This window comes from Pseudonocardia sp. HH130630-07, from assembly GCF_001698125.1.
Classification (GTDB): Bacteria; Actinomycetota; Actinomycetes; order Mycobacteriales; family Pseudonocardiaceae; genus Pseudonocardia.
Map to the genome: position 1 here is coordinate 4,977,793 of NZ_CP013854.1, position 23,594 is coordinate 5,001,386.

The window sequence follows — 23,594 nt, forward strand, 5'->3', positions numbered from 1 at the left end:
CAGCGGGATCGGTGACGCAGGGATCCACGACGATCAGCGATCACGCCGGTGCCGGTGCAACCGGGGAGCCGGTACTCCGGATACAGGGACTCCGCGGCGACGGCGAGTGCGCGCCGCCGGCTGCCCATCGCCCGCCGGACGGAGCGCCACCGGTCCTGGTCCTGCTGGACCCGTGGGTCCGGTGCCGGCGGTGCCACGGGAGAACGCTAGCCGCCCCGCTGGACAGCACCGTCGCACTCGATCCGCAGCGGCACCCTCGACGTCGGACCTGTGCACCCGAGCGGCGGCTGCGGTGGCTCGCCGTCCTGTCGTCTCCTCGGGAACCGCTGTCGTCCTGGTTACCCTGGTCGTATGGCAGGCACCGGTGACGTGGGCACGCGGATCGTCGAGCTGCGCACGTGGCGGGGCATGGACGCCCGCGTGGTCGCCGACCTGGCCGGCATCTCGGCCTCCTACCTGAGCCTGATCGAGAACGGGAAGCGCAGCGTCAACCGGCGTGAGACGTTGGAGGCCATCGCGCGGGCCCTTCGGGTGCACCCTGCCGAGCTGGCCGCCGTGCCCGTGAGCGGCGCCGAAGACCCCGACGTGGCCCGCGCCCGGACGTCGCTGAACGACGTCGAGACCGCGCTCACCGAGGCAGCCGTGGGGGAACGGACGGTCACGCCCCGGCCGTGGACCGCGGTCGCCGCGGACCTGCACCGGCTGCGCACCGACCTGAAGCCGAACGCCGACCTGCCCGGTCAGATGGCGGTCTACCCGGGTCTGTGGCGGGAGGTCAACGCCCACGCCGCGGAGGCGCCCACGTCCGGGCTGCTCGCCGACATCGTGTGGCTGGCGCTGGACATCTCGAACTCCGCCGGAGCGATCGGTGCCAACAGCGTGGCTGCGCTCGCCGTGTCGCACATGCGCGAGGCCGCCGCCGGGCTGGACGACCCGCTGTGGTCCGGCGTCGCGGCCTACGGCCGGGCGCTCGGCCTGGGTGCCGGTGGCTCCCGCTCCCGCGCCCTCCAGGTAACCGGTGCGGCGCTGGACGCCCTGGACCCGGCGGCGGGGGACGCGCACCGCCAGGTGGCCGGGGCGCTGCACCTGTCCTCGGCGTTGTCCACCAGCACTCTCGGCGACACCGATCGGTCGCGCGACCACCTGGCCGAGGCGGCCCGGCTCTCCGGTGACGACGACGCGTCCGGGACCGGGTTCGCGGGTCTCGCCTTCAGCCGTGCCAACGTGGCCATCTGGTCGGCCGCGCTCGCCGTCGAGGAAGGGGATCACGGCCGCGCACTCGAACTCGGCCGGGACCCGGTCGCCGCCACCCACCCGTCCCGGTCTCGCCGCGGTGCGCTGCATGCCGATCTGGCGCGGGCGCTGGCCGGTGACCGCCGCCGACGTCCCGAGGCCGTGCGTGAGCTGCTGACCGCCGAGCGTCTGGCACCGGTGCGGACCCGCGCGAACGTGTGGGCCCGCTCGGTCGCGGGCGAGCTGCTGCGTGGAGTTCGCCGGGACTCGGCCGACGATCGGGAGCTGCGTGGGTTCGCCTACCGGGCGGGGCTCGTTCCGGCCTGATCCGGATCATCGTCGTAGCGCTCCGGCGTGACGCGCTCCAGCACGCCTCGGTCCTCCCACGTCGCCCGGAGCGACGATGCCGCGTCGGCGAGCCTGCGGATCCCACACGGCCACGCAGGCAAGCCGCGGGCCTGGGTGAAGCACCCGGAGCACCGGCCCCGGCCGTCGTCCACGTGTTCGGAGAGCAGCGCATCGAGCAGACCGGGCTCACGGGCGACGAACAACGCTGCGCACGCATCGACAGGCACCAGACGAACGCTATGGGTGACCGTTGCGCCGTAATTGACACCGAGTAAAGCGGCCGGCCCGCCGGGACCGCCTACCTGGCGTAGACGGTCCCGGCCGCGGACATGTCGGCAACGGTCACCAGCCGCGCGACTTCCACTCCGGGAAGCTCGGTCGCTGCTCGCCGAGTGTCGAGTCGTCGCCGTGGCCCGGGTAGAACCAGGTCTCGTCCGGCAGCACGTCGAACACCCGGCGCTCCAGGTCCGACAGCAGCTGCACGTTGTCCTCCGGCGACCAGGTCTTCCCCGGACCACCGGGGAACAGGCTGTCCCCGGTGAACAGGTGCGGCCGGTCCTCCCCACGGTAGAGCAGGGCGATCGAGCCCGGGGTGTGCCCGCGCAGGTGGATCACCTCGAGCTGGATCTCCCCGAACTCGACGGTGTCGCCGCCCTCGACGAACTCGTCCATCGGGGCCGGCAGCTCCGGCGCGTCGAGCGGGTGCGCGATCAGCCGCGGCTCGAACATCCCCGCGATCGCGCCCAGACCCTGCCAGTGGTCGGGGTGCCGGTGCGTGGTCACGAGGTGCCGCAGGTCCGGGCGCTCGTCGGTGGCGCCGATCAGGTCGGCGATCCGGCCGGGCTCGGCGGCGGCGTCGACCAGCAGCGCCTCGCCCGAGGTCTTGCACACGAGCAGGTAGGCGTTGTTGTCCATCTCGCCGACCGAGATCTTGCTGATGCTGAGCTTCGCCAGGTCCCGGCGGGTGGCTGCGCCACCCGGCTCGGTGTGACCGGTGTAGTTCTCCAGGACGTCCACGGCGTGAGGGTATCGGCCGGGACCGACATCGACCCTGGGGAGAACCCGCCGGTCGCACCGGCGGGCCCGCTCACAGGTCGAACATGCGTACGAGTACGGTGGCGGCGTACCGACCGGCGCGTGCCGGGGTGCATCCACCGAGGCGGGCCCGCACGGACCCCCGCTCGACGGGTTCCTGTCGGTGGGTCGACCTAGCATCGGTCACCGGACGTGGAGACGGTCCGCGCCGGTGGCCCGGTCCCGGATGTCCCGACCGTCGTGGGCGTCCATCCGAGGTCCGATCCTCGGCCACCCGCCGTTCCAGGAGGCGCGCATCGTGAGCGACCAGACGACCGACCCGCGTGACGCCGGGACCACCCTGTCCCCGGGGGCGTCGCCGGTCCCGAGCGGTCCGAAGCTGGTCGTGCGCGGTGCGCGCGAGCACAACCTGCAGGGCATCGACGTCGACCTCCCGCGCGACAGCATGATCGTCTTCACCGGGCTGTCCGGCTCGGGCAAGTCGAGCCTCGCGTTCGACACGATCTTCGCCGAGGGGCAGCGCCGCTACGTCGAGTCCCTCTCGGCGTACGCCCGGCAGTTCCTCGGGCAGATGGACAAGCCCGACGTCGACTTCATCGAGGGGCTCTCGCCCGCGGTCTCGATCGACCAGAAGTCGACCAACCGGAACCCGCGGTCGACGGTCGGCACCATCACCGAGATCCACGACTACCTGCGCCTGCTCTACGCCCGCGCCGGTATCCCGCACTGCCCGGCCTGCGGCGAGCGGATCGAGAAGCAGACCCCGCAGCAGATCGTCGACCAGGTGCTGGAGATGGAGCAGGGCAGCCGGTTCCAGGTGCTCGCTCCGGTCGTCCGCACCCGCAAGGGTGAGTTCGTCGACCTGTTCTCGACCCTGCAGTCGCAGGGCTACTCCCGGGTCCTGGTCGACGGCACGGTGCACCAGCTGTCGGACCCGCCGAAGCTGAAGAAGCAGGAGAAGCACGACATCTCCGTCGTCGTCGACCGGCTCTCGGTCAAGGCGACCGCCAAGCAGCGGCTCACGGACTCGGTGGAGACGGCGCTGCGGCTGGCCGACGGGCTCGTCGTCCTCGACTTCGTGGACCTGCCCGACGACGACCCCTCCCGTGAGCGCCGGTTCTCCGAGCGGATGGCCTGCCCGAACGGGCACACGCTGGCCGTCGACGACCTGGAGCCGCGCACGTTCTCCTTCAACTCGCCCTACGGCGCGTGCCCGGCGTGCACCGGTATCGGCATCAAGAAGGAGGTCGATCCGGAGCTCGTCGTCCCCGACCCGGACCGCTCGCTCGGCGACGGCGCGATCGCGCCGTGGTCGGCCGGGCACAACGCCGAGTACTTCGGCCGGCTGCTCAGCGGTCTGTCGACGGCGATCGGCTTCCGGATGGACACCCCGTGGCGCAAGCTGCCGGCCGCCGCGCAGAAGGCGGTGCTGCAGGGCAGCGACGACCAGGTCCACGTGCGGTACCGGAACCGGTACGGCCGGGAGCGGTCGTACTACGCGAACTTCGAGGGCGTCATGCCGTTCCTGGAGCGGCGGCTGGAGCAGACCGAGTCCGACTCGCAGCGGGAGCGCTACGAGGGCTACATGCGGGACATCCCGTGCCCGGCCTGCGGTGGTGCCCGGCTGCGTCCCGAGGTCCTGTCGGTCACGCTGCCGCACCGGGACCTGGGGGAGCGCTCGATCGCCCAGGTCTCGGCGATGTCGGTGGCCGAGTGCTCCGGCTTCTTGAACGGCATGGTGCTCGACGACCGGCAGGCGATGATCGCCGGCGCCGTGCTCAAGGAGATCCAGGCCCGGCTGGGCTTCCTGCTCGACGTCGGCCTCGACTACCTGTCCCTGGACCGCGCGGCCGGGACCCTCTCCGGTGGGGAGGCGCAGCGCATCCGGCTGGCCACCCAGATCGGGTCGGGCCTGGTCGGCGTGCTCTACGTGCTCGACGAGCCGTCCATCGGCCTGCACCAGCGCGACAACCGGCGGCTGATCGACACGCTGACCCGGCTCAAGGAGCTCGGGAACACGCTGATCGTCGTCGAGCACGACGAGGACACGATCCGCGCCTCGGACTGGGCGGTCGACATCGGTCCGGGGGCCGGCGAGCACGGCGGGTACATCGTGCACTCCGGGAGCGTCGCCGACCTGGAGTCCCACGACACCTCGCTGACCGGCGCCTACCTGTCCGGGCGGAAGTCGATCCCGCTCCCGCAGCGCCGCGAGCTGGACCCGGCCCGGAAGCTGACGATCGTCGGCGCCCGCGAGCACAACCTGCGGGGGATCGACGTCGACGTCCCGCTCGGCGGGCTCGTGTCGATCACCGGCGTGTCCGGCTCCGGCAAGTCGACGCTGATCAACGACATCCTCGCCACGGTGCTGGCGAACCGGCTCAACGGCGCCCGCCAGGTGCCGGGCCGGCACACCCGGATCACCGGGGTCGACCAGCTCGACAAGCTGGTGCGGGTCGACCAGTCGCCGATCGGGCGCACCCCGCGTTCGAACCCGGCGACCTACACCGGGGTCTGGGACAAGGTGCGCAAGCTGTTCGCGGCGACCACCGAGGCGAAGGTCCGGGGCTACGCCGAGGGCCGTTTCTCCTTCAACGTCAAGGGCGGCCGCTGCGAGGCGTGCACCGGCGACGGCACGATCAAGATCGAGATGAACTTCCTGCCGGACGTCTACGTCCCGTGCGAGGTCTGCAAGGGGGCCCGGTACAACCGGGAGACCCTGGAGGTCCACTACAAGGGCAAGACCGTGGCCGACGTCCTCGACATGCCGATCGAGGAGGCCGCCGAGTTCTTCGAGCCGATCACCTCGATCGCCCGGTACCTGCGCACGCTGGTCGACGTCGGCCTCGGGTACGTGCGGCTGGGCCAGCCGGCGCCCACGCTGTCCGGTGGCGAGGCGCAGCGCGTCAAGCTCGCCTCCGAGCTGCAGAAGCGCAGCAACGGCCGGACGATCTACGTCCTCGACGAGCCGACGACCGGTCTGCACTTCGAGGACATCCGCAAGCTGCTCGCGGTGATCCAGGGCCTGGTCGACAAGGGCAACACGGTGATCGTCATCGAGCACAACCTCGACGTCATCAAGACCTCGGACTGGGTCATCGACATGGGCCCGGAGGGCGGGTCCGGTGGCGGCTCGGTGGTCGCCCAGGGCACACCCGAACACATCGCCGCGGTCCCCGAGAGCCACACCGGCCGGTTCCTGAGCTCGCTGGTCACCGCGGCCGCGCCACCGGCCCCGGTGCGGCGCCGCAGGAAGGTCGCGGCGGCGAACTGACGGCGATCCGGCCCGGGCGACGGGCCGGATCGGCCCCCGGAGAGCGGCCTGTTACTCTGGGGAATGCGACCTCCCGGGCTCGCGTTGACACGTGTGTTCCGGGCGTCAAGTGGAGCCCCGCTCCCACCCGCACCGTGTACGTGGCGATGCCGGGTCCATGGTCCGGCTTCGCGGCGATCACGTGCCGTGGGGTCGATCAACGGGTCTTCGCTTGTCGTCGCCGGTAGCAGGTAGAAGCGACACAGCGAGTCACACAGGAGACCCCATCAGCACAGAGCCCCGCATCAACGACCGCATCCGCGTGCCCGAGGTCCGCCTCGTCGGCCCGAACGGGGAGCAGGTCGGGATCGTGCGCATCGAGGACGCCTTGCGGCTGGCCCAGGACGCCGATCTCGACCTCGTCGAGGTCGCCGGCCAGGCCCGCCCGCCGGTCTGCAAGCTCATGGACTACGGAAAGTTCAAGTACGAGAGCGCGCAGAAGGCCCGGGAGTCCCGGCGTAACCAGCAGCTCACGGTGATCAAGGAGCAGAAGCTCCGGCCGAAGATCGACAAGCACGACTACGAGACGAAGCGCGGCCACGTCCGCCGCTTCCTCGAAGGCGGCAACAAGGTCAAGGTCACGATCATGTTCCGTGGCCGTGAGCAGTCGCGTCCCGAGCTGGGCTACCGCCTCCTCCAGCGTCTCGCCGAGGACATCGGTGACATCGCCGTCGTCGAGGCCGCTCCCAAGCAGGACGGCCGGAACATGACGATGGTCCTCGCACCGACCAAGAAGCCGGCGCCGCGCAAGTCCGCGGCCGCCACCAGCTCCGACGCCCCGGCGGAAGCCGAGGCGTGAGCGTCGGTCCCGTACCCACGGCCAGGCCGCGGGTACGGGATGGACACGCAGTGCCCGAAACGACCTCCGGTCCGCCCGGAGGCCGACACCGAACGGATACGTCATGCCCAAGAACAAGACGCACAAGGGGACCGCGAAGCGGATCCGCACCACCGGCAGCGGCAAGCTGATGCGTCAGCAGGCCGGCCTCCGCCACCGGCTGGAGGTCAAGTCCCGCAAGGAGAAGCGTGACCTGTCGGGCGTGGTCGACGTGGCCAAGCCGGACGTGAAGCGCGTCAAGAAGCTGCTCGGTCGCTGACCTTCCGCCCTGTCTGAACCCGGCGTGCCCGCCCCCATCGGGCTGCGCCGCACCACCCCAGGAGATACCCCATGGCACGCGTGAAGCGCGCGGTGAACGCCCAGAAGAAGCGCCGCACCACGCTGGAGTCGGCCGCCGGCTACCGCGGACAGCGTTCGCGGCTGTACCGCAAGGCCAAGGAGCAGATGCTCCACTCCATGACCTACGCCTACCGGGACCGTCGCCAGCGCAAGGGCGACTTCCGGCAGCTGTGGATCACCCGGATCAACGCCGCGGCCCGCGCGAACGACATGACCTACAACCGGTTCATCCAGGGCCTCAAGGCCGCCGGTGTCGAGGTCGACCGCAAGATCCTGGCCGAGCTCGCGGTCAGCGACCCGACGGCCTTCGCCGCGCTGGTCGCCGTCGCCAAGGAGAACCTGCCGGCGCAGTCCGAGCAGGGCTCCGCGGCCTGAGGTGACCCCAGGCACCACCGAGACGCCCGGCACCGAACGCTCCCCGCGCGTCGCAGCCGCCCGCAAGCTGCTGCGACGCGCCGGGCGTGATCGGGCCGGGCGTTTTCTCGTCGAGGGTGCCCAGGCCGTGCGCGAGGCGCTCGCCGCGGCCCGGGTGCACGAGCTGTTCGTGACCGACGCCGCCGCGGAGCGGAACGCGGAACTCGTGGCACGGGCCCGGGAACGGGGCGTCCGCACGCTCACGGTCACCGACCGGGCGGCCGCGACGCTGTCGGAGACGGTCACCCCGCAGGGTCTCGTCGCGGTCTGCGACCTCGTCGACGTCCCGGTCGACCGGGCGCTCGCCGGCGCACCCGGGTTCGTCACGGTCTGCGCGGGCATCGCCGACCCGGGCAACCTGGGCACGGTGGTCCGGGTCGCCGACGCCGCCGGCTGCGATGCCGTCCTGCTGGCCGGGGACACGGTGGACCCGCACAACGGCAAGGCCGTCCGGGCGTCCACCGGGAGCGTGTTCCACCTCCCGATCGCCCGCGGGCGGGACGCCGCCCGAGTCGTCGGGACCTGCCGGGCGGCCGGGCTGACCACGCTGGTCGCGGACGGCCGCGGCGAGCTCGACCTGCACGACCCGGCCGCGGCGCCGCTGCTCGCCGGCCCCGTCGCCTGGATCCTCGGCAGCGAGGCGCACGGGCCGGGGCCCGAGGTGTACGCCGCCGCCGACCACCGGGTCCGGGTCCCGATCCACGGCGGCGCCGAGTCGCTGAACCTCGCCACGGCCGCGGCGATCTGCCTGTACGCGACGGTCGCCGCGCGGGCCGGGATCGCGCCCGGCCGGTCGCCCGCGACGGGTTGACCTGGCCGGGAATCCGTTCGGGCACCCCCTCTACGATCGGGGCACCATGAGTGAGAACGACGCGGGCAACCCGCTGGACCCGGACGCGCTGAAGGCCGCGGTGGAGGCCGCGCGGTCGGCGTTCGACGACGCGACCGACCTCGACGCGCTGGCCGCGGTCAAGCCGGCGCACCTCGGCGACCGGGCGCCGATCCCGCTCGCCCGCCGCTCGCTCGGGCAGCTGCCCGGGCCGGAGCGGGCCGAGGCGGGCAAGCGTGTCAACGCCGCGCGTCAGGAGGCGCAGGCGGCGTTCGACGAGCGCCGTGCCGCCCTGGTCGCCGAGCGCGACGAGCGGGCACTGCGCGAGGAGGCCGTCGACGTCACCCTGCCCTGGGACCGTCGGCCCCGCGGTGCCCGGCACCCCGTGACCCAGCTGTCCGAGCGGATCGCCGACATCTTCGTCGGGATGGGCTGGGAGGTCGCCGAGGGGCCGGAGGTGGAGGCCTCCTGGCTGAACTTCGACGCGCTCAACTTCGGCAAGGACCACCCGGCCCGCACCATGCAGGACACCTTCTACCTCGGTGACCCGGCCCGCGGGCAGGACTCCGGAACGGTGCTGCGGACGCACACCTCTCCGGTGCAGGTGCGGTCGCTGCTGGAGCGTGACCTCCCCGTCTACGTCGTCTGCCCCGGGCGGACGTTCCGCACCGACGAGCTCGACGCCACCCACACCCCCGTCTTCCACCAGATCGAGGGGCTCGCCGTCGACCGCGGCCTGACGATGGCGCACCTGAAGGGCACGCTCGACGCGTTCGCCCGCGCGATGTTCGGTGCCGACGCCGTCATCCGCATGCGCCCGGCCTACTTCCCCTTCACCGAGCCGTCGGCGGAGCCCGACGTGTGGTTCCCGCAGAAGAAGGGCGGCGCCGGCTGGGTCGAGTGGGGTGGCTGCGGCATGGTCAACCCGAACGTCCTGCGGGCCTGTGGAGTGGACCCCGACGAGTACTCCGGTTTCGCGTTCGGCATGGGTGTCGAACGCACGCTGATGTTCCGCAACGGCATCCCCGACATGCGCGACATGGTCGAGGGCGACGTCCGGTTCTCCGGCGCGTTCGGCGTCTGAGCCACCCCGACCCACCATCTGAGGAGTTCTGAGCAGTGCGAGTGTCCGCCTCCTGGCTCGCCCGTCACATCGACGCGGCGACCCTGCCCGCCTCGCCCGAGGAGATCGGGGAGGCCTTCGTCCGGGTCGGGCTGGAGGTCGAGGAGATCCATCCCGCGCCGGAGATCACCGGCCCGGTGACCGTCGCCCGGGTGCAGGAGATCGAGGAGCTCACCGAGTTCAAGAAGCCGATCCGGTACTGCCGGGTGGGGTTCGAGGGTGACCGGTACCGCCACGTCGTCTGCGGGGCCCGGAACTTCGCGGTCGGCGATCTGGTGGTCGTGACCGAGCCGGGTGCGGTGCTGCCCGGCGGGTTCGCCATCGCCTCCCGCTCGACCTACGGCAAGGTCTCCGACGGGATGATCGCCTCGGCGAAGGAGCTCGGCCTGGGCGCCGACCACTCCGGCATCCTCGTGCTCCCGCCGGGTACCGCCGAGCCGGGGGACGACGCCCTCGACGTGCTCGGCCTCTCCGAGCCCGTCGTCGAGCTGGCCGTCACGCCGGACCGCGGCTACTGCTTCGCGGTCCGGGGCCTGGCCCGGGAGCTCGCCACCGCGCTGGACGCCGACTACACCGACCCGGCCGCCCGGATCGCCGTCCCCCCGGCCGAGGGTGACGCGTGGCCGGTCCGGATCGCCGACACCGAGGGGTGTCCCCGGTTCGTCGTGCGCCGGGTGGACGGGGTCGACCCGGCCGCGCCCAGCCCGTGGTGGATGCAGCGCGCGCTGCTGTCGGCCGGGATGCGGCCCATCTCGCTGATCGTCGACGTGACCAACTTCGTCATGCTGGACCTCGGCCAGCCGCTGCACGCCTACGACGCCTCACGGGTGACGGGCGAGATCGAGGTGCGCCGGGCCGCGGCGGGCGAGCGGCTGGAGACCCTGGACGGCCAGACCCGCACCCTCGACCCGGACGACCTGTTGATCACCGACGGGTCCGGGCCGATCGGCCTGGCCGGTGTGATGGGCGGGGCCTCCACCGAGATCCCCGCCCTCGACGACCTGGCGGAGGGCACGCGGGTCGACGTCCTGATCGAGGCGGCGCACTTCGCCCCGACCGTGATCGCCCGCGGTGCACGCCGGCACAAGTTGCCGAGTGAGGCGTCCCGGCGCTTCGAGCGGGTCGTGGACCCGGCGCTGCCGCCGGCGGCGGCCGAGCGAGCGGCCCAGCTGCTCGTCGAGCTCGGTGGCGGCACCCCGGCCGACGGCCGCACGGACGCCGGGGGCGTCCCCCCGACGGCGCCGGTGCGGATGCCGCTCGACCTGCCGGACCGGGTCGCGGGCATCGCCTACGCCCGGGGGGCCACCGTCCGGCGGCTGACCCAGGTGGGCTGCACGGTCGAGCTCGACGCCGGGGCGGACTCCTCGACCGGGCAGGGCTCGGTGGTGTCGGTCGTCGCGACCCCGCCGACCTGGCGCCCGGACCTGCGGATGCCGGCGGACCTGGTGGAGGAGGTGCTGCGGCTCGAGGGCTACGACGTGATCCCGTCCGTCCTCCCCGCTGCACCCGCCGGCCGCGGGCTGACGGCGGCCCAGCGCCGGCGCCGGGCGGTCTCGCTGGCGCTGGCCGAGGCCGGCCACGTCGAGGTGCTGCCGTTCCCGTTCGTCTCCGCCGGTGCGTGGGACGCGCTCGGGCTGGCGGCCGACGACGAGCGCAGGCGCACCGTCGCGGTGACCAACCCGCTGGACGCGGAGCGGTCCCGGCTCACGACCACGCTGCTCCCCGAGCTGCTGGACATCCTGGTGCGCAACCGGTCCCGCGGCGCGGACGATCTCGCGCTGTACGCGATCGCGCAGATCGTCCAGCCCTCGGAGGACACTCCGGCGATGCCGGACCCGGTGGTCACCGGCCGCCCGTCCGACGAGGAGTACGCCGCGATCCGGGCCGCTCTGCCCGACCAGCCGGTGCACGTCGGAGTGGTGCTGGCCGGCAACCGTGAGCCGCGTGGCTGGTGGGGCCGCGGGCGTCCGGCCGCCTGGGAGGACGCCGTCGAGACCGCCCGGCTCATCGGTTCCGCGGCCGGCGTGGAGCTGCGCCCGCGCCGGGCCGAACGGGCCCCGTGGCATCCCGGCCGGTGTGCCGAACTGGTCGTTTCCGGTACCGGGGTCGTCGTCGGGTACGCGGGCGAGCTGCACCCGAAGGTGACCGAGGCGTTCGGGCTGCCGGCCCGGACCGCCGCCGTCGAGATCGACCTGGACGCGATCCCGCTGCGGGAGAACCTGCCGGTGCCGACGGTGTCGGCGTTCCCGCCGGTCTCCGTCGACGTCGCGCTGGTGGCCGACGACGGGGTGCCCGCTGCTGACCTCGCCGAGGCGCTGACCGCGGGGGCAGGGGAGCTGCTGGAGTCGGTCCGGTTGTTCGACGTCTACACCGGTGACCAGGTGGAGGCCGGCAAGCGGTCGCTCGCGTTCTCGCTGCGGCTGCGTGCCGCCGACCGCACCCTGACCAGCGAGGAGGCGAACGCGGCGCGGGACGCCGCGGTGGCCGAGGCCGGGGTCAGGCACGGGGTGGCCCTGCGCTGAGCGGCGCCCGGCCGGTGCCGTCAGCGGGGTAGCGCGCCGACGGCCCGGCGGGCGGCGGTCCGCCACTGCTCGTCGGACGGTGTCCGGCCGGCGACCGCGACCGTCACCAGGTGCCGGGCGGTGCCCACCTGCAGCGTCGGACCGGCGACCGTGTCGACCAGGACCGCGGCGGTGCCGTCCCCGGTACCGGTCAGCGCCCGGCCGCCCGGGACGTCGCTCACGTAGCGGGTCGGCGTGACCCGGTTGGTCGTGTACACGTTCACCGAGACCGAGGCGGACCCGCCGACGGCGAAGCAGGACCGGGCGGTGCTCCCGTCGGGCCGGCGGATGTCGGCGTCCTCGGCCGGGACGACCGGCGCGGTCCCGAGCAGCCCGGTCAGGGCCGGCTCGTCGAGCAGGCACTCGTCGGCGAGGACGTCCGAGGTCAGCGGATCCGGCTGGGCGGGCGGTGCGGCCGGTGCCTGCGGGCGCGCGGGCGGGGCCCCGCCCCCGTCGCGCGGGGCCGGCCGGTCACGACCGGACGGGGCGGAGGTACCGCCCTCGACCGGGTCCGGCGGGACGACCCTGGTCTCCTCGGTACCGGGGGCGTCCCTACCGGGCGGCCGGGACACCGAGGACGGCGCGGTGGTCGTCCGGCCGGTGGCGGGCGGATCGACCGGCAGGGTCCCCGGTACCCGGAACGAGGTCGGCGGCCCGCCCGTCGTCCGGGGCGGCGCCGTTCCCGGCGGCGCGGACGCGACGGTCTCCGACGGCAGGGCCGGGCCCTCGCCGGCCGGCCACGCGGTGCCGTCGACGGTGTTCCCGCCGCACCCGGCCACCGCGAGTGCGGTCAGCCCGGTCACACCTGCGGCGACGATCCGGCCCCGGCGGCGCCCGGCCGTCCACTGCATCCACACCCGCGGAAGGCTAGGGTCCGGCAGCGCGCGGGAACCGCCGATCGGGTTCCCTCGATCGCGATCGCGAATCGCGTTGCATGACGTTCCGCGGATCTGCATAATCATCCAGGTGGTACGCATCGCAGTGGCGGGAGCCAGTGGGTATGCCGGGGGCGAGCTCCTCCGCCTGCTCCTCGCACATCCCGAGGTCGAGATCGGCGCGCTGACGGCCGGCGGTAACGCCGGAACCCGTCTGGGCGAGCACCAGCCGCACCTCACGCCACTGGCGGACCGTGTGCTGCAGGAGAGCACCGTCGAGGTGCTGGCCGGGCACGATGCGGTGTTCCTCGCCCTGCCGCACGGCAAGTCGGCCGAGCTGGCCGCCCGGCTCGGGGCGGACACGCTGGTCGTCGACTGCGGGGCGGACCACCGGCTGACCGATCCCGCGGCCTGGGACCGCTGGTACGGCGGGGAGCACGCCGGGCACTGGCCCTATGGGCTGCCGGAGCTGCCCGGTGGCCGGGAGGCGCTGGTGGGGGCGAACCGGATCGCGGTGCCCGGCTGTTACCCGACCGGCACGAGCCTCGCGCTGTTCCCGGCCCTGGTCGCCGGGCTGGTGGAGCCCGAGGTCGTCATCACCGCCGTCACCGGTACTTCCGGGGCGGGCCGGTCGCTGAAGCCGCACCTGCTCGGCGCGGAGGTGATGGGATCGCTGTCCGCCTACGGGGTGGGTGGCGTCCACCGGCACACGCCCGAGATCGCACAGAACCTGTCGGCCGCGCTCGGGGCCCCGGTCGGCGTGAGCTTCACGCCGGTGCTGGCACCGCTTCCCCGGGGCATCCTCGCCTCCTGCTCGGCGCGCCTGGCCGACCCCACGACCGATGCCGCGACGGTCCGGCAGGCCTACGAGAAGGCCTACGCCGGCGAACCGTTCGTCCGGTTGCTGCCGGAGGGCCAGTGGCCGACGACGGGGCAGACCCTCGGGTCCAATCTCGTCGCCCTGCAGGTGACGGTCGACCCGGATGCCGGCCGCCTCGTGGTGGTCTCCGCCATCGACAACCTGACCAAGGGCACCGCGGGCGGTGCCGTGCAGTGCATGAACCTGGCCCTGGGGATCCCCGAGACGACCGGGCTGCCGACGACGGGAGTGGCACCGTGAGCGTGACGGCCGCACAGGGATTCCGGGCCGCCGGGGTCGTTGCCGGGATCAAGAAGTCCGGCCGGGCCGACCTGGCACTGGTCGTGAACGACGGGCCGCGTTCGGAGGCGGCCGGGGTCTTCACCCGGAACAAGGTGAAGGCCGCACCCGTCCTCTGGTCGGAGCAGGTGCTGGCGTCGGGCTCGTTGCGGGCCGTCGTCCTGAACTCCGGCGGTGCGAACGCGTGTACCGGGCCGGAGGGCTTCCAGGTCGCGCACGCCACCGCCGAGAAGGCGGCCGAGGTCCTGGCCTGCGGCGCGGTGGAGGTGGCCGTCTGCTCGACCGGTCTGATCGGTGAGCAGCTCCCGCGTGAGTCCGTGCTGGGCGGGGTCGTGGCGGCACACGCGGGGCTCGCCGCCACCGCGCAGGCCGGCCGGGCCGCCGCCGAGGCGATCATGACGACCGACACCACGTCGAAGGAGTCACAGGTCACCGACCCTTCGGGCTGGACGGTCGGCGGCACGACCAAGGGCGCGGGGATGATCGCACCGTCGATGGCGACGATGCTCTCGGTGCTCACCACCGACGCGGTCGTCGAACAGCCGGTGCTCGACGCCGCACTGCGTGAGGCGGTGCGCTACAGCTTCGACCGGCTCGACGTGGACGGGTCGATGTCGACCAACGACACGGTGCTCGTCCTGGCGTCGGGAGCCTCCGGGGTCGCGGCCGACCCGGCGGTGTTCACCGCCGCCCTGATCCAGGTGTGCCGGGACCTCGCGGCGCAGATGCAGGCGGACGCGGAGGGCGTCACCAAGCGGATCACCGTGCGGGTCACCGGGGCGGCCTCGGAGGACGACGCGGTGACCGTCGCCCGCACCGTGGCGCGGGACGCGCTGGTAAAGACGGCGATGTTCGGCTCCGACCCGAACTGGGGCCGGGTGGCGGCCGCGGCCGGTTACGCCGAGGCCCAGGTCGTCGCGGAGTCACTCGACGTCACGATCAACGGCGTGCTGCTCTGCAAGGGTGCCGTCGTCGCCGGCGACCGGGCCGACTGCGATCTCTCCGGCCCCGACGTCCTGATCGAGGTCGAGCTGGGGCTCTCCGGCGGTGCGGCCGGCCACACGGCCGAGATCCGGACCACCGACCTGTCGCACGCCTACGTGGAGGAGAACAGTGCCTACTCCTCCTGAGGACACGGCGTCGGCGGAGAGCCGCCCGCAACCGCAGGTGGCGCCGTCACCGGAGACCCCGGCCCGGTTGAAGCGGGCGGGGGAGAAGGCGGGTGTGCTGGCCGAGGCGCTGCCGTGGCTCCAGCGCTTCCACGGGCGGATCGTCGTCGTGAAGTACGGCGGGAACGCCATGATCGACGAGGAGCTGAAGCAGGCGTTCGCCCGGGACATGGTGTTCCTGCGGCTGGCCGGCATCCATCCGGTCGTGGTGCACGGGGGCGGGCCGCAGATCAGCGCCATGCTGAAGCGGCTCGGGATGCCGGGCGAGTTCCGGGGCGGCCTGCGGGTCACCACCCCGGAGACGGTCGAGATCGTCCGGATGGTGCTGTTCGGTCAGGTGGGCCGCGAGCTCGTGGGGCTGATCAACCAGCACGGGCCGTTGGCGGTGGGCCTCTCCGGCGAGGACGCGGGCCTGTTCACGGCGGAGAAGCGGACCGCCCTGGTCGGCGGCGAGCCGGTCGACATCGGTCTCGTCGGCGACGTCACCGAGGTCAATCCGGACGCGGTGCTGGACATCATCGCCGCGGGCCGGATCCCGGTGGTCGCCGGGATCGCGCCGGACGCCGACGGTCAGGTGCACAACATCAACGCCGACAGCGCGGCGGCCGCGCTGGCCGGCGCATTGGACGCGGCGAAGCTCGTGGTGCTGACCGACGTCGAGGGGCTCTACGCGAACTACCCCGACCCGGACTCGATCATCACCTCGCTCACCGCGGCCCAGCTGGAACCCATGCTGCCGCGGCTGGAGAGCGGGATGGCGCCGAAGATGGAGGCCTGCCTGCGTGCCGTGCGTTCGGGCGTCGGGCAGGCACACGTGATCGACGGGCGGGTGCCGCACTCGGTGCTGCTCGAGGTCTTCACGCACGAGGGCGTCGGGACGATGGTCCTGCCCGACGCGCCGGTGGACGGAGTGACGGTGGGATGAGCACGTACGCGCAGCGGTGGCAGGCCGCTCTGATGAACAACTACGGCACACCGCCGCTGGCCCTGGTCCGCGGCGAGGGCACCCACGTGTGGGACGCGGAGGGCCGCCGGTACCTCGACCTGTACGCGGGTATCGCGGTGAACGCGCTGGGCCACGCCCATCCGGCCGTGGTCGAGGCGGTGTCCGAGCAGGTACGCACCCTCGGTCACACCTCGAACTTCTTCGTGACCGAACCGGCACTGCAGCTCGCCGAGCGGTTGCAGGGGCTGCTGGGGCGCGACGACGCGCGGACCCTGCTCTGCAACTCGGGCACCGAGGCGAACGAGGCCGCGTTCAAGATCGCGCGGCGGACCGGCCGTCCGGAGATCATCGCCTGCGAGGGCGCGTTCCACGGCCGGACCATGGGCGCGCTGGCACTGACCGGGCAGCCGGCGAAGCGGACACCGTTCGAGCCGATGCCCGCCGGGGTGCGGCACATCCCGTTCGGCGACGTCGCCGCACTCGACGCCGCCGTGACCACGGACACCGCCGCGGTGTTCCTGGAACCGATCCTGGGCGAGGCGGGGGTCATCGTGCCGCCGGAGAGATACCTCGCGGAGGCCCGCCGGATCACCTCCGAGCGCGGGGCGCTGCTCGTGCTCGACGAGGTGCAGACCGGGATCGGGCGGACCGGCCACTGGTTCGCCCACCAGGCGCACGGTGTCGTCCCGGACGTCGTCACCCTGGCGAAGGGGCTCGGGGGCGGCCTGCCCATCGGGGCCTGTGTCGGCATCGGTGCCGCCGGGGCACTGCTCGAACCGGGACAGCACGGCACGACCTTCGGCGGCAACCCGATCGCCTGCGCCGCGGCGCTGGCGGTGCTGGACACCATCGCCGGCGAGGGGCTGCTGCAGCACGTGGACCGGTTGGGCAAGGAGATCCGCAACCGGCTCGCCGGGCTGGGGCACCCGCTGATCGGCGACGTCTCCGGTGCCGGACTGCACATCGGGATCGGGCTCACCCTGCCGGTCGCCGCCCAGGCCGCCTCCGCGGCGCGCGAGTCGGGTTTCCTCGTCAACAACGCCACACCGGACCGGCTCCGGCTGGTCCCGGCGCTGACCCTGACCGAGGAGGAGGCGGACGGGTTCGTCGCCGCGGTGCCCGGGATCCTCGACGCCGCGGCCGCGGAGCACGAGGGGCAGGGGAACTGATGGTCCGCCACCTGCTGCGCGACGACGACCTGACCCAGGCCGAGCAGACGGAGATCCTCGATCTCGCGGACCGGCTCAAGGCCGACCGGTTCGCCGAGCGTCCGCTCGCCGGGCCCAGGGCGGTCGCCGTCGTGTTCGACAAGTCCTCCACCCGCACCCGCGTCTCCTTCGAGTCCGGCGTCACCCAGCTCGGTGGCACCGCGATCGTGCTCGACGGCACGACCAGCCAGCTCGGGCGGGGCGAGAGCATCTCGGACACGGCACGGGTGCTGTCGCGCTACGTCGACGCGATCGTCTGGCGGACCACCGGTCAGGCCCGGATCGAGGAGATGGCCGCGGTGGCGTCCGTGCCGGTGGTCAACGCGCTCACCGACGCGTTCCACCCGTGCCAGATCCTCGCCGACCTGCAGACGGTCCGGGAGCGGCTCGGGCGTCTCGCCGGCGTGACCCTCACCTACCTCGGTGACGGCGCCAACAACGTCGCGCACTCGTTGCTGCTCGGCGGAGCGACCGCCGGGATGCACGTGCGGATCGCGGCGCCCGCCGGCTTCACCCCCGATGCGGACGTGGTCCGTGACGCGAAGAGCCGGGCGGAGCAGACCGGGGGCTCGGCGACCGTGGTGGCCGACCCGGTGGCCGCCGTCGCCGGGTCGGACGTGGTGGTGACCGACACCTGGACGTCGATGGGGCAGGAGGACGACGGCCTGGACCGGGTGGCGCCGTTCCGCCCGTACCAGGTGAACGCCGAGCTGATGGACCGGGCCGCGCCGGACGCGATCGTCCTGCACTGCCTGCCGGCTCACCGCGGGGAGGAGATCACCGACGAGGTGATCGACGGCCCGGCCAGCGCGGTCTGGGACGAGGCCGAGAACCGGCTGCACGCTCAGAAGGCCCTGCTGACCTGGCTCCTGCGGGCATGAGCGACGCCGAGCGCGACCGACGCCAGGGCAACGCCAGCCGGGTGACCCGGCAGGCGAAGATCGTCGACGTGCTCTGGAACCGGGCCGTGCGGAGCCAGACCGAGCTCCTGGTGCTGCTCGACCAGCTGCACGGCATCGATACCACGCAGGCGACCCTGTCCCGCGATCTCGACGAGCTCGGTGCCGTGAAGCTGCGGGGCCCGGACGGCGGTGCACCCGTGTACCGCGTGCCGGAGGACGGCAGCCCGGTGCGCAACATCGAGGGCGGCACCACCCGGCTCGGGCGGTTGCTGGGGGAGCTTCTCGTGTCCGCGGACGCGAGTGGGAACCTTGCGGTGCTGCGGACACCGCCGGGCGCGGCGCACTACCTGGCGAGCGCCCTGGACCGGGCCGCACTGCACGACGTGGTCGGCACGATCGCCGGCGACGACACGATCATCGTGGTCGCCCGAGAGCCCCGCAGCGGGGCGGAACTCGCGCAGCGACTGCAGGAACTGCCGAACGCCGCGGCTCTGCCCGCGGTGGGCGTGACGAAGGGGAGCTGACATGGCGGACCGGGTCGTACCGGTTCACGGGAACCCACCGGCGGACGACGCCCCGACCGGGGTCGGGGTGCCGTCGTGAGCGCCGCGCTGTGGGGCGGCCGGTTCGCGTCCGGGCCCGCCGACGCACTGGCCGCATTGAGCAAGTCGACGCACTTCGACTGGGCGCTCGCCCCGTACGACATCCGTGGCTCGAAGGCGCACGCCCGCGTGCTGCACGCGGCCGGTCTGCTGTCGGACGAGGAACTGTCGGGCATGCACAAGGCACTCGACGAGCTCGCCGCCGACGTCGCCTCCGGCGCCTTCGGCCCCGACCCCGGCGACGAGGACGTGCACACCGCTCTCGAGCGCGGTCTGATCGAGCGTGCGGGGCCCGATGTCGGTGGCAAGCTGCGGGCCGGCCGGTCGCGCAACGACCAGGTCGCGACCCAGTTCCGCATGTGGCTGCGGGACGCGACCCGCAGGGTCGCCGACGGGGTGCTCGACGTCGTCGACGCCCTGGTCGCGCAGGCCGCCGCGCACCCGGGGGCCGCCATGCCGGGGCGGACGCACCTGCAGCACGCCCAGCCGGTGCTGCTGGGCCACCAGCTGGGTGCGCACGCGCACGCGCTGCTGCGCGACGTGGACCGGCTCCGGGACTGGGACGCGCGAACCGCCTACTCGCCCTACGGCTCGGGTGCGCTGGCCGGGTCGTCGCTCGGTCTGGACCCCGAGGCCGTGGCCGCGGAGCTCGGGTTCACCGGATCGGCGGCGAACTCCATCGACGGCACGGCCTCCCGGGACTTCGCGGCCGAGGCCGCGTTCGTCCTGGCGATGGTCGGGGTCGACCTGTCCCGGCTCTCGGAGGAGGTCATCCTCTGGGCCACGGCCGAGTTCGGCTACGTGACGCTCGACGACGCGTTCTCGACCGGCAGCTCGATCATGCCGCAGAAGAAGAACCCGGACGTCGCCGAGCTGGCCCGCGGCAAGTCCGGCCGGTTGATCGGCAACCTCACCGGGCTGCTGGCGACGCTGAAGGGGCTGCCCCTGGCGTACAACCGGGACCTGCAGGAGGACAAGGAGCCGCTGTTCGACTCGGTCGCGCAGCTGGAGCTCCTGCTGCCGGCGGTCGCGGGCATGGTGGCCACGCTGACCTTCCACACCGACCGGCTGGCCGAGCTGGCCCCCGCCGGGTTCACCCTCGCGACCGACGTCGCGGAGTGGCTCGTCCGCCAGGGGGTGCCGTTCCGGGTCGCCCACGAGGCGGCGGGCGGCTGCGTCCGCGCCGCCGAGGCGCGGGGGGCCGGACTCGAGGACCTGACCGACGACGAGCTGCGTGCCGTCCACCCGGCCCTGACCCCGAACGTGCGCGAGGTGTTGAGCGTGGAAGGCTCCATCGCGTCGCGTAACGCACGGGGTGGCACGGCCGGTGAGCGGGTCGCAGAGCAGCTCACCGAACTGCGGTCCGCCGCCGCAGCAGCGAGAGAGTTCACCGGAGGAACCGCATGACCGACCCAGCCGCAGCGTACGAAGAGCTCAAGGGCGCCGGCCTGGCGCTGGACCTGACGCGGGGCAAGCCGTCGTCCGAGCAGCTGGACCTGTCGCACGCCCTGCTCGGGCTGCCGGGCGCCGGAGAGTTCCGCGCCGCCGCAGGTACCGACACCCGCAACTACGGCGGGCTCCAGGGACTGCCGGAGCTACGGGAGATCTTCGCCCCGGCGCTGCAGGTGCCGGTGGACCAGCTCGTCGCGTGGAACAACTCGAGCCTGGAGCTGATGCACGACACGCTCGTGCACGCCCTGCTCAGCCCGCTCCCGGGGGCCCCGACCCGGTGGGTCAACGCCGGGCGGGTCGCCTTCATCGCGCCGGTGCCCGGTTACGACCGGCACTACGGCGTGTGCGAGCGGCTCGGGATCGACCTGGTCACCGTGCCGATGACGGCCGACGGCCCGGACATGGACGAGGTCGAGCGCCTGGTGGCGGACGACGCGTCGATCAAGGGCATCTGGTGCGTGCCGAAGTACTCCAACCCTGACGGCGTCGTCTACTCCGACGAGGTCGTGCGCCGTCTCGCGGCGATGCCGACCGCGGCGCCGGACTTCCGGATCATGTGGGACAACGCCTACGCGGTGCACCACCTGACCGCGGAGGAGGTCGAGATCGCCGACGTTCTGACGCTGGCGGCCGAAGCGGGTAACCCCGACCGGCCGTTCGTGTTCGGGTCGACGTCCAAGATCACCGTGGCCGGCTCGGGTGTCTCGTTCCTGGGCTGCTCGGAGACGAACCTCCAGTGGTGGCTGAAGCTGGTCTCGAAGAAGACCATCGGACCGGACAAGATCAACCACCTGCGGCACGCGCGGTTCCTGAAGGACACTTCCGGGCTGCTGGCGCACATGGCCGCCCACCGTGAGCTGATCGCCCCCAAGTTCGCGGCGGTGGAGCGGCTGCTGACCGAGGCGTTCTCGGGCGTCGACGGTGTGTCGTGGACGACGCCGAAGGGTGGCTACTTCGTCAGCCTCACCGTCCCCGACGGTCTCGCCTCCGAGGTGGTACGCCTGGCCAAGGAGGCCGGCATCGTGCTGACCCCCGCCGGTGCCACGCACCCCTACGGCAAGGACCCGCAGGACGCCGTCATCCGCCTCGCCCCGACCCTGCCGCCGCAGGACGAGGTGGAGAAGGCGATGGCCGGCGTCGTGACCTGCGTGCAGCTCGCACTCTCGCCTCGCTGAGTGACCGATGAGCACCCCGTGGCGGGGTACGGCGGCCAGGAGCTGCCGTACCCCGCCACGATGCTGGACCGGTCCGAACTGGCGACCGACGTCCTCCCCGCCGCCGAACGGTTGCTCGGTTGTGTGCTCGCGGCGGACACCCCCGACGGCGTGGTCGCCGTGCGGATCGTCGAGGTCGAGGCCTACCGCGGACGCGACGATCCGGCCTCGCACTCCTACCGGGGCCGAACCCCGCGCAACGCCGTCATGTTCGGCCCGCCCGGCCATCTCTACGTGTACTTCGTCTACGGCATGCACTTCTGCGCGAACGTCACCTGCCTGTCCGACGGGGAGGCCGGTGCGGTCCTCCTCCGGGCGGGCGAGGTCCTGACCGATCCCGGGGTCGCCCGGGCGCGACGGCCGACCGCTCGGCGGGACCCCGACCTCGCGCGCGGTCCGGCGCGGCTGGCGTCGTTGCTCGGTCTGGGCCGGGACGACAACGGGCTCGACGTCACCGATCCGGGCTGCCGGGTCAGGCTCCTCGCGGGCGAACCCGTCCCCGGGGCGCACGTTCGGACGGGACCGCGGGTCGGCGTGGCGGCCGCCGTCGAGACGCCGTGGCGGTACTGGATCGCGGACTCGGACGCGGTGAGCACCTACCGGCCGGGTACGCGTGCGCGGCGTCGCCGGGGACCGGCGTCCGGGGCCGGGGAGCCGAACCCGGATGCGACCGGCCGCCGCGGCCGACGATGATGGTGGCCGTGGGTACGGACATCCTCGACGACCTGGAATGGCGCGGCCTGATCGCGCAGAGCACCGACCGTGACGCGCTCGCGACGGAACTCTCGGGTGGCGAACCGATCACGTTGTACGCCGGGTTCGACCCGACCGCCCCCAGCCTGCACGCGGGGCACCTGATCCCGATGCTGACCCTCCGCCGGTTCCAGGAGGCCGGACACCGGCCCGTGGTCCTCGCCGGGGGCGCGACGGGGATGATCGGTGATCCCCGCGACGTGGGGGAGCGGACGCTGAACGACGAGGCGACGGTCGCGGAGTGGACCGGTCTGATCCGGGGACAGCTCGAGCGGTTCGTCTCGTTCGACGGGTCGCCCACGGGGGCGTTGACCGTCAACAACCTGGACTGGACCCGGCAGCAGACGGTGCTGGAGTTCCTCCGCGACCTCGGCAAGCACTTCCCGGTGAACACGATGCTGGCCCGGGACACGGTCAAGCGACGGCTGGCCGCGGACGGCATGTCCTACACCGAGTTCAGCTACCTGCTCCTGCAGTCCCAGGACTACCTGCAGCTGCACCGGGATCTGGGGTGCCGGCTACAGATCGGCGGGTCCGACCAGTGGGGCAACATCGTCGGAGGTGTCGACCTGATCCGCCGGATCGAGGGGCGGTCGGTGCACGGGATGACGCTGCCGCTGGTGACCGACTCCGAGGGCCGCAAGTTCGGGAAGTCCACCGGGGGCGGCAACATCTGGCTGGATCCGGAGCGGACGTCGCCGTACGCCTGGTACCAGTACTTCGTCAACGTCGCGGACGCCGACGTCGTCGGTTACCTCAAGCTCTTCACGTTCCTCGACCGCGACGAGATCACCGAGCTCGCGACCGAACTCGCCGAGAAGCCGCACCTGCGCAGCGCCCAACGGCGACTGGCCGCGGAGCTGACCACACTCGTCCACGGTGCCGAGCAGACCCGGCAGGTGACCACCGCCAGCCAGGCCCTGTTCGGGCGGGCGGAGCTGGCCGACCTCGACGCCCCGACGCTCGGCGCCGCGCTGGCCGAGGTACCGACCGCCGACAGTCGTGGAACCGACACGATCGTCGACCTGCTCGTGGCGACGGGACTGACCGACAGCCGTGGCGCAGCACGCCGAGCGGTCAACGAGGGCGGCGCCTACGTGAACAACGTGAAGGTGACCGACGAGGAGTGGATCCCGGGCCCGGGGGAGGCGCTGGCCGGTGGCTGGCTCGTCGTCCGTCGGGGCAAGCGGAATCTCGCCGGTGTCCGCGTGACCGAATGATCTGCTCCTGACCTGCACCAACGCCGGAACAGGACCCCCGTGCAGGGGCCCACGGGGGCGT

20 protein-coding genes are annotated in these 23,594 nt (G+C 72.9%); 18 read left to right on the plus strand and 2 right to left on the minus strand.

Features of this window, described 5'->3' with window-relative positions:
• Positions 1-351 precede the first annotated feature (351 nt).
• Positions 352-1,560 (plus strand): helix-turn-helix domain-containing protein, encoded by a 1,209-nt coding sequence (locus AFB00_RS23660; RefSeq protein WP_068799022.1) that lies wholly within the window; start codon positions 352-354, stop codon positions 1,558-1,560.
• A gap of 363 nt (positions 1,561-1,923) precedes the next feature.
• Here the strand turns inward: AFB00_RS23660 and AFB00_RS23670 are convergent, their stop codons facing one another.
• Positions 1,924-2,598 (minus strand): MBL fold metallo-hydrolase, encoded by a 675-nt coding sequence (locus tag AFB00_RS23670; RefSeq protein ID WP_068799024.1) that lies wholly within the window; start codon positions 2,596-2,598, stop codon positions 1,924-1,926.
• Between the two features lie 358 nt (positions 2,599-2,956).
• On the opposite strand from AFB00_RS23670, the gene uvrA reads away from it, so the two are divergent.
• From uvrA to pheT, 7 genes are all read left to right on the plus strand, one after another.
• Positions 2,957-5,890, plus strand: a complete 2,934-nt coding sequence (uvrA, locus tag AFB00_RS23675; RefSeq protein ID WP_068800602.1) for an excinuclease ABC subunit UvrA — start codon at positions 2,957-2,959, stop codon at positions 5,888-5,890.
• A 211-nt stretch (positions 5,891-6,101) separates the two neighbouring features.
• Positions 6,102-6,728 (plus strand): translation initiation factor IF-3, encoded by a 627-nt coding sequence (gene infC, locus AFB00_RS23680; protein ID WP_068799025.1) that lies wholly within the window; start codon positions 6,102-6,104, stop codon positions 6,726-6,728.
• Positions 6,729-6,831: 103 nt separating this feature from the next.
• Positions 6,832-7,026 carry a 50S ribosomal protein L35 gene (gene rpmI / locus AFB00_RS23685; protein ID WP_068799026.1) on the plus strand — a complete coding sequence of 65 codons (195 nt, stop codon included), beginning with the start codon at positions 6,832-6,834 and terminating at the stop codon, positions 7,024-7,026.
• Between the two features lie 71 nt (positions 7,027-7,097).
• Positions 7,098-7,481 (plus strand): 50S ribosomal protein L20, encoded by a 384-nt coding sequence (gene rplT / locus AFB00_RS23690; protein WP_068799027.1) that lies wholly within the window; start codon positions 7,098-7,100, stop codon positions 7,479-7,481.
• 1 nt (position 7,482) lies between these two features.
• On the plus strand, positions 7,483-8,331 hold the full coding sequence (locus AFB00_RS23695; RefSeq protein WP_068799028.1) for a TrmH family RNA methyltransferase: 849 nt from the start codon (positions 7,483-7,485) through the stop codon (positions 8,329-8,331).
• A gap of 46 nt (positions 8,332-8,377) precedes the next feature.
• Positions 8,378-9,433 (plus strand): phenylalanine--tRNA ligase subunit alpha, encoded by a 1,056-nt coding sequence (gene pheS / locus AFB00_RS23700; protein WP_068799029.1) that lies wholly within the window; start codon positions 8,378-8,380, stop codon positions 9,431-9,433.
• Between the two features lie 35 nt (positions 9,434-9,468).
• Complete coding sequence (gene pheT, locus AFB00_RS23705) at positions 9,469-11,994, plus strand: phenylalanine--tRNA ligase subunit beta (RefSeq protein WP_068799030.1); 2,526 nt, start codon at positions 9,469-9,471, stop codon at positions 11,992-11,994.
• Positions 11,995-12,014: 20 nt separating this feature from the next.
• Here pheT and AFB00_RS23710 read toward each other — a convergent pair whose 3' ends face one another.
• Positions 12,015-12,890: a hypothetical protein gene (locus AFB00_RS23710; protein ID WP_068799031.1), complete on the minus strand. Its 876-nt coding sequence runs from the start codon at positions 12,888-12,890 to the stop codon at positions 12,015-12,017.
• A 109-nt stretch (positions 12,891-12,999) separates the two neighbouring features.
• Between AFB00_RS23710 and argC the strand changes: the two genes are divergently transcribed.
• The 10 genes from argC to tyrS all read left to right on the plus strand — a co-directional run bounded on the left by argC (position 13,000) and on the right by tyrS (position 23,533).
• Positions 13,000-14,028 carry an N-acetyl-gamma-glutamyl-phosphate reductase gene (argC, locus tag AFB00_RS23715; protein WP_068799032.1) on the plus strand — a complete coding sequence of 343 codons (1,029 nt, stop codon included), beginning with the start codon at positions 13,000-13,002 and terminating at the stop codon, positions 14,026-14,028.
• Positions 14,025-15,197 carry a bifunctional glutamate N-acetyltransferase/amino-acid acetyltransferase ArgJ gene (argJ, locus tag AFB00_RS23720; RefSeq protein ID WP_068799033.1) on the plus strand — a complete coding sequence of 391 codons (1,173 nt, stop codon included), beginning with the start codon at positions 14,025-14,027 and terminating at the stop codon, positions 15,195-15,197. The genes argC and argJ overlap by 4 nt, the downstream gene beginning before the upstream one ends.
• A 37-nt stretch (positions 15,198-15,234) precedes the next feature.
• Entirely contained in the window at positions 15,235-16,161 is a 927-nt protein-coding gene (gene argB, locus AFB00_RS23725) for an acetylglutamate kinase (protein ID WP_068799034.1), read from the plus strand.
• A complete protein-coding gene (locus AFB00_RS23730) occupies positions 16,158-17,351 on the plus strand; it encodes an acetylornithine transaminase (protein WP_068799035.1) in 1,194 nt (397 codons plus the stop codon). The genes argB and AFB00_RS23730 overlap by 4 nt, the downstream gene beginning before the upstream one ends.
• Positions 17,351-18,271, plus strand: a complete 921-nt coding sequence (gene argF / locus AFB00_RS23735) for an ornithine carbamoyltransferase (RefSeq protein ID WP_156819705.1) — start codon at positions 17,351-17,353, stop codon at positions 18,269-18,271. The genes AFB00_RS23730 and argF overlap by 1 nt, the downstream gene beginning before the upstream one ends.
• Positions 18,268-18,816 (plus strand): arginine repressor, encoded by a 549-nt coding sequence (locus tag AFB00_RS23740; protein ID WP_068799036.1) that lies wholly within the window; start codon positions 18,268-18,270, stop codon positions 18,814-18,816. The genes argF and AFB00_RS23740 overlap by 4 nt, the downstream gene beginning before the upstream one ends.
• Before the next feature lie 75 nt (positions 18,817-18,891).
• The gene (argH, locus tag AFB00_RS23745; RefSeq protein ID WP_068799037.1) at positions 18,892-20,301 is read left to right on the plus strand and encodes an argininosuccinate lyase; all 1,410 of its coding nucleotides are present in this window, start codon (positions 18,892-18,894) and stop codon (positions 20,299-20,301) included.
• Complete coding sequence (locus AFB00_RS23750; RefSeq protein WP_068799038.1) at positions 20,298-21,521, plus strand: aminotransferase class I/II-fold pyridoxal phosphate-dependent enzyme; 1,224 nt, start codon at positions 20,298-20,300, stop codon at positions 21,519-21,521. The genes argH and AFB00_RS23750 overlap by 4 nt, the downstream gene beginning before the upstream one ends.
• 60 nt (positions 21,522-21,581) lie before the next feature.
• On the plus strand, positions 21,582-22,253 hold the full coding sequence (locus AFB00_RS23755) for a DNA-3-methyladenine glycosylase (protein ID WP_068800604.1): 672 nt from the start codon (positions 21,582-21,584) through the stop codon (positions 22,251-22,253).
• Positions 22,253-23,533: a tyrosine--tRNA ligase gene (tyrS, locus tag AFB00_RS23760; protein ID WP_068799039.1), complete on the plus strand. Its 1,281-nt coding sequence runs from the start codon at positions 22,253-22,255 to the stop codon at positions 23,531-23,533. The genes AFB00_RS23755 and tyrS overlap by 1 nt, the downstream gene beginning before the upstream one ends.
• Positions 23,534-23,594 lie beyond the last annotated feature (61 nt).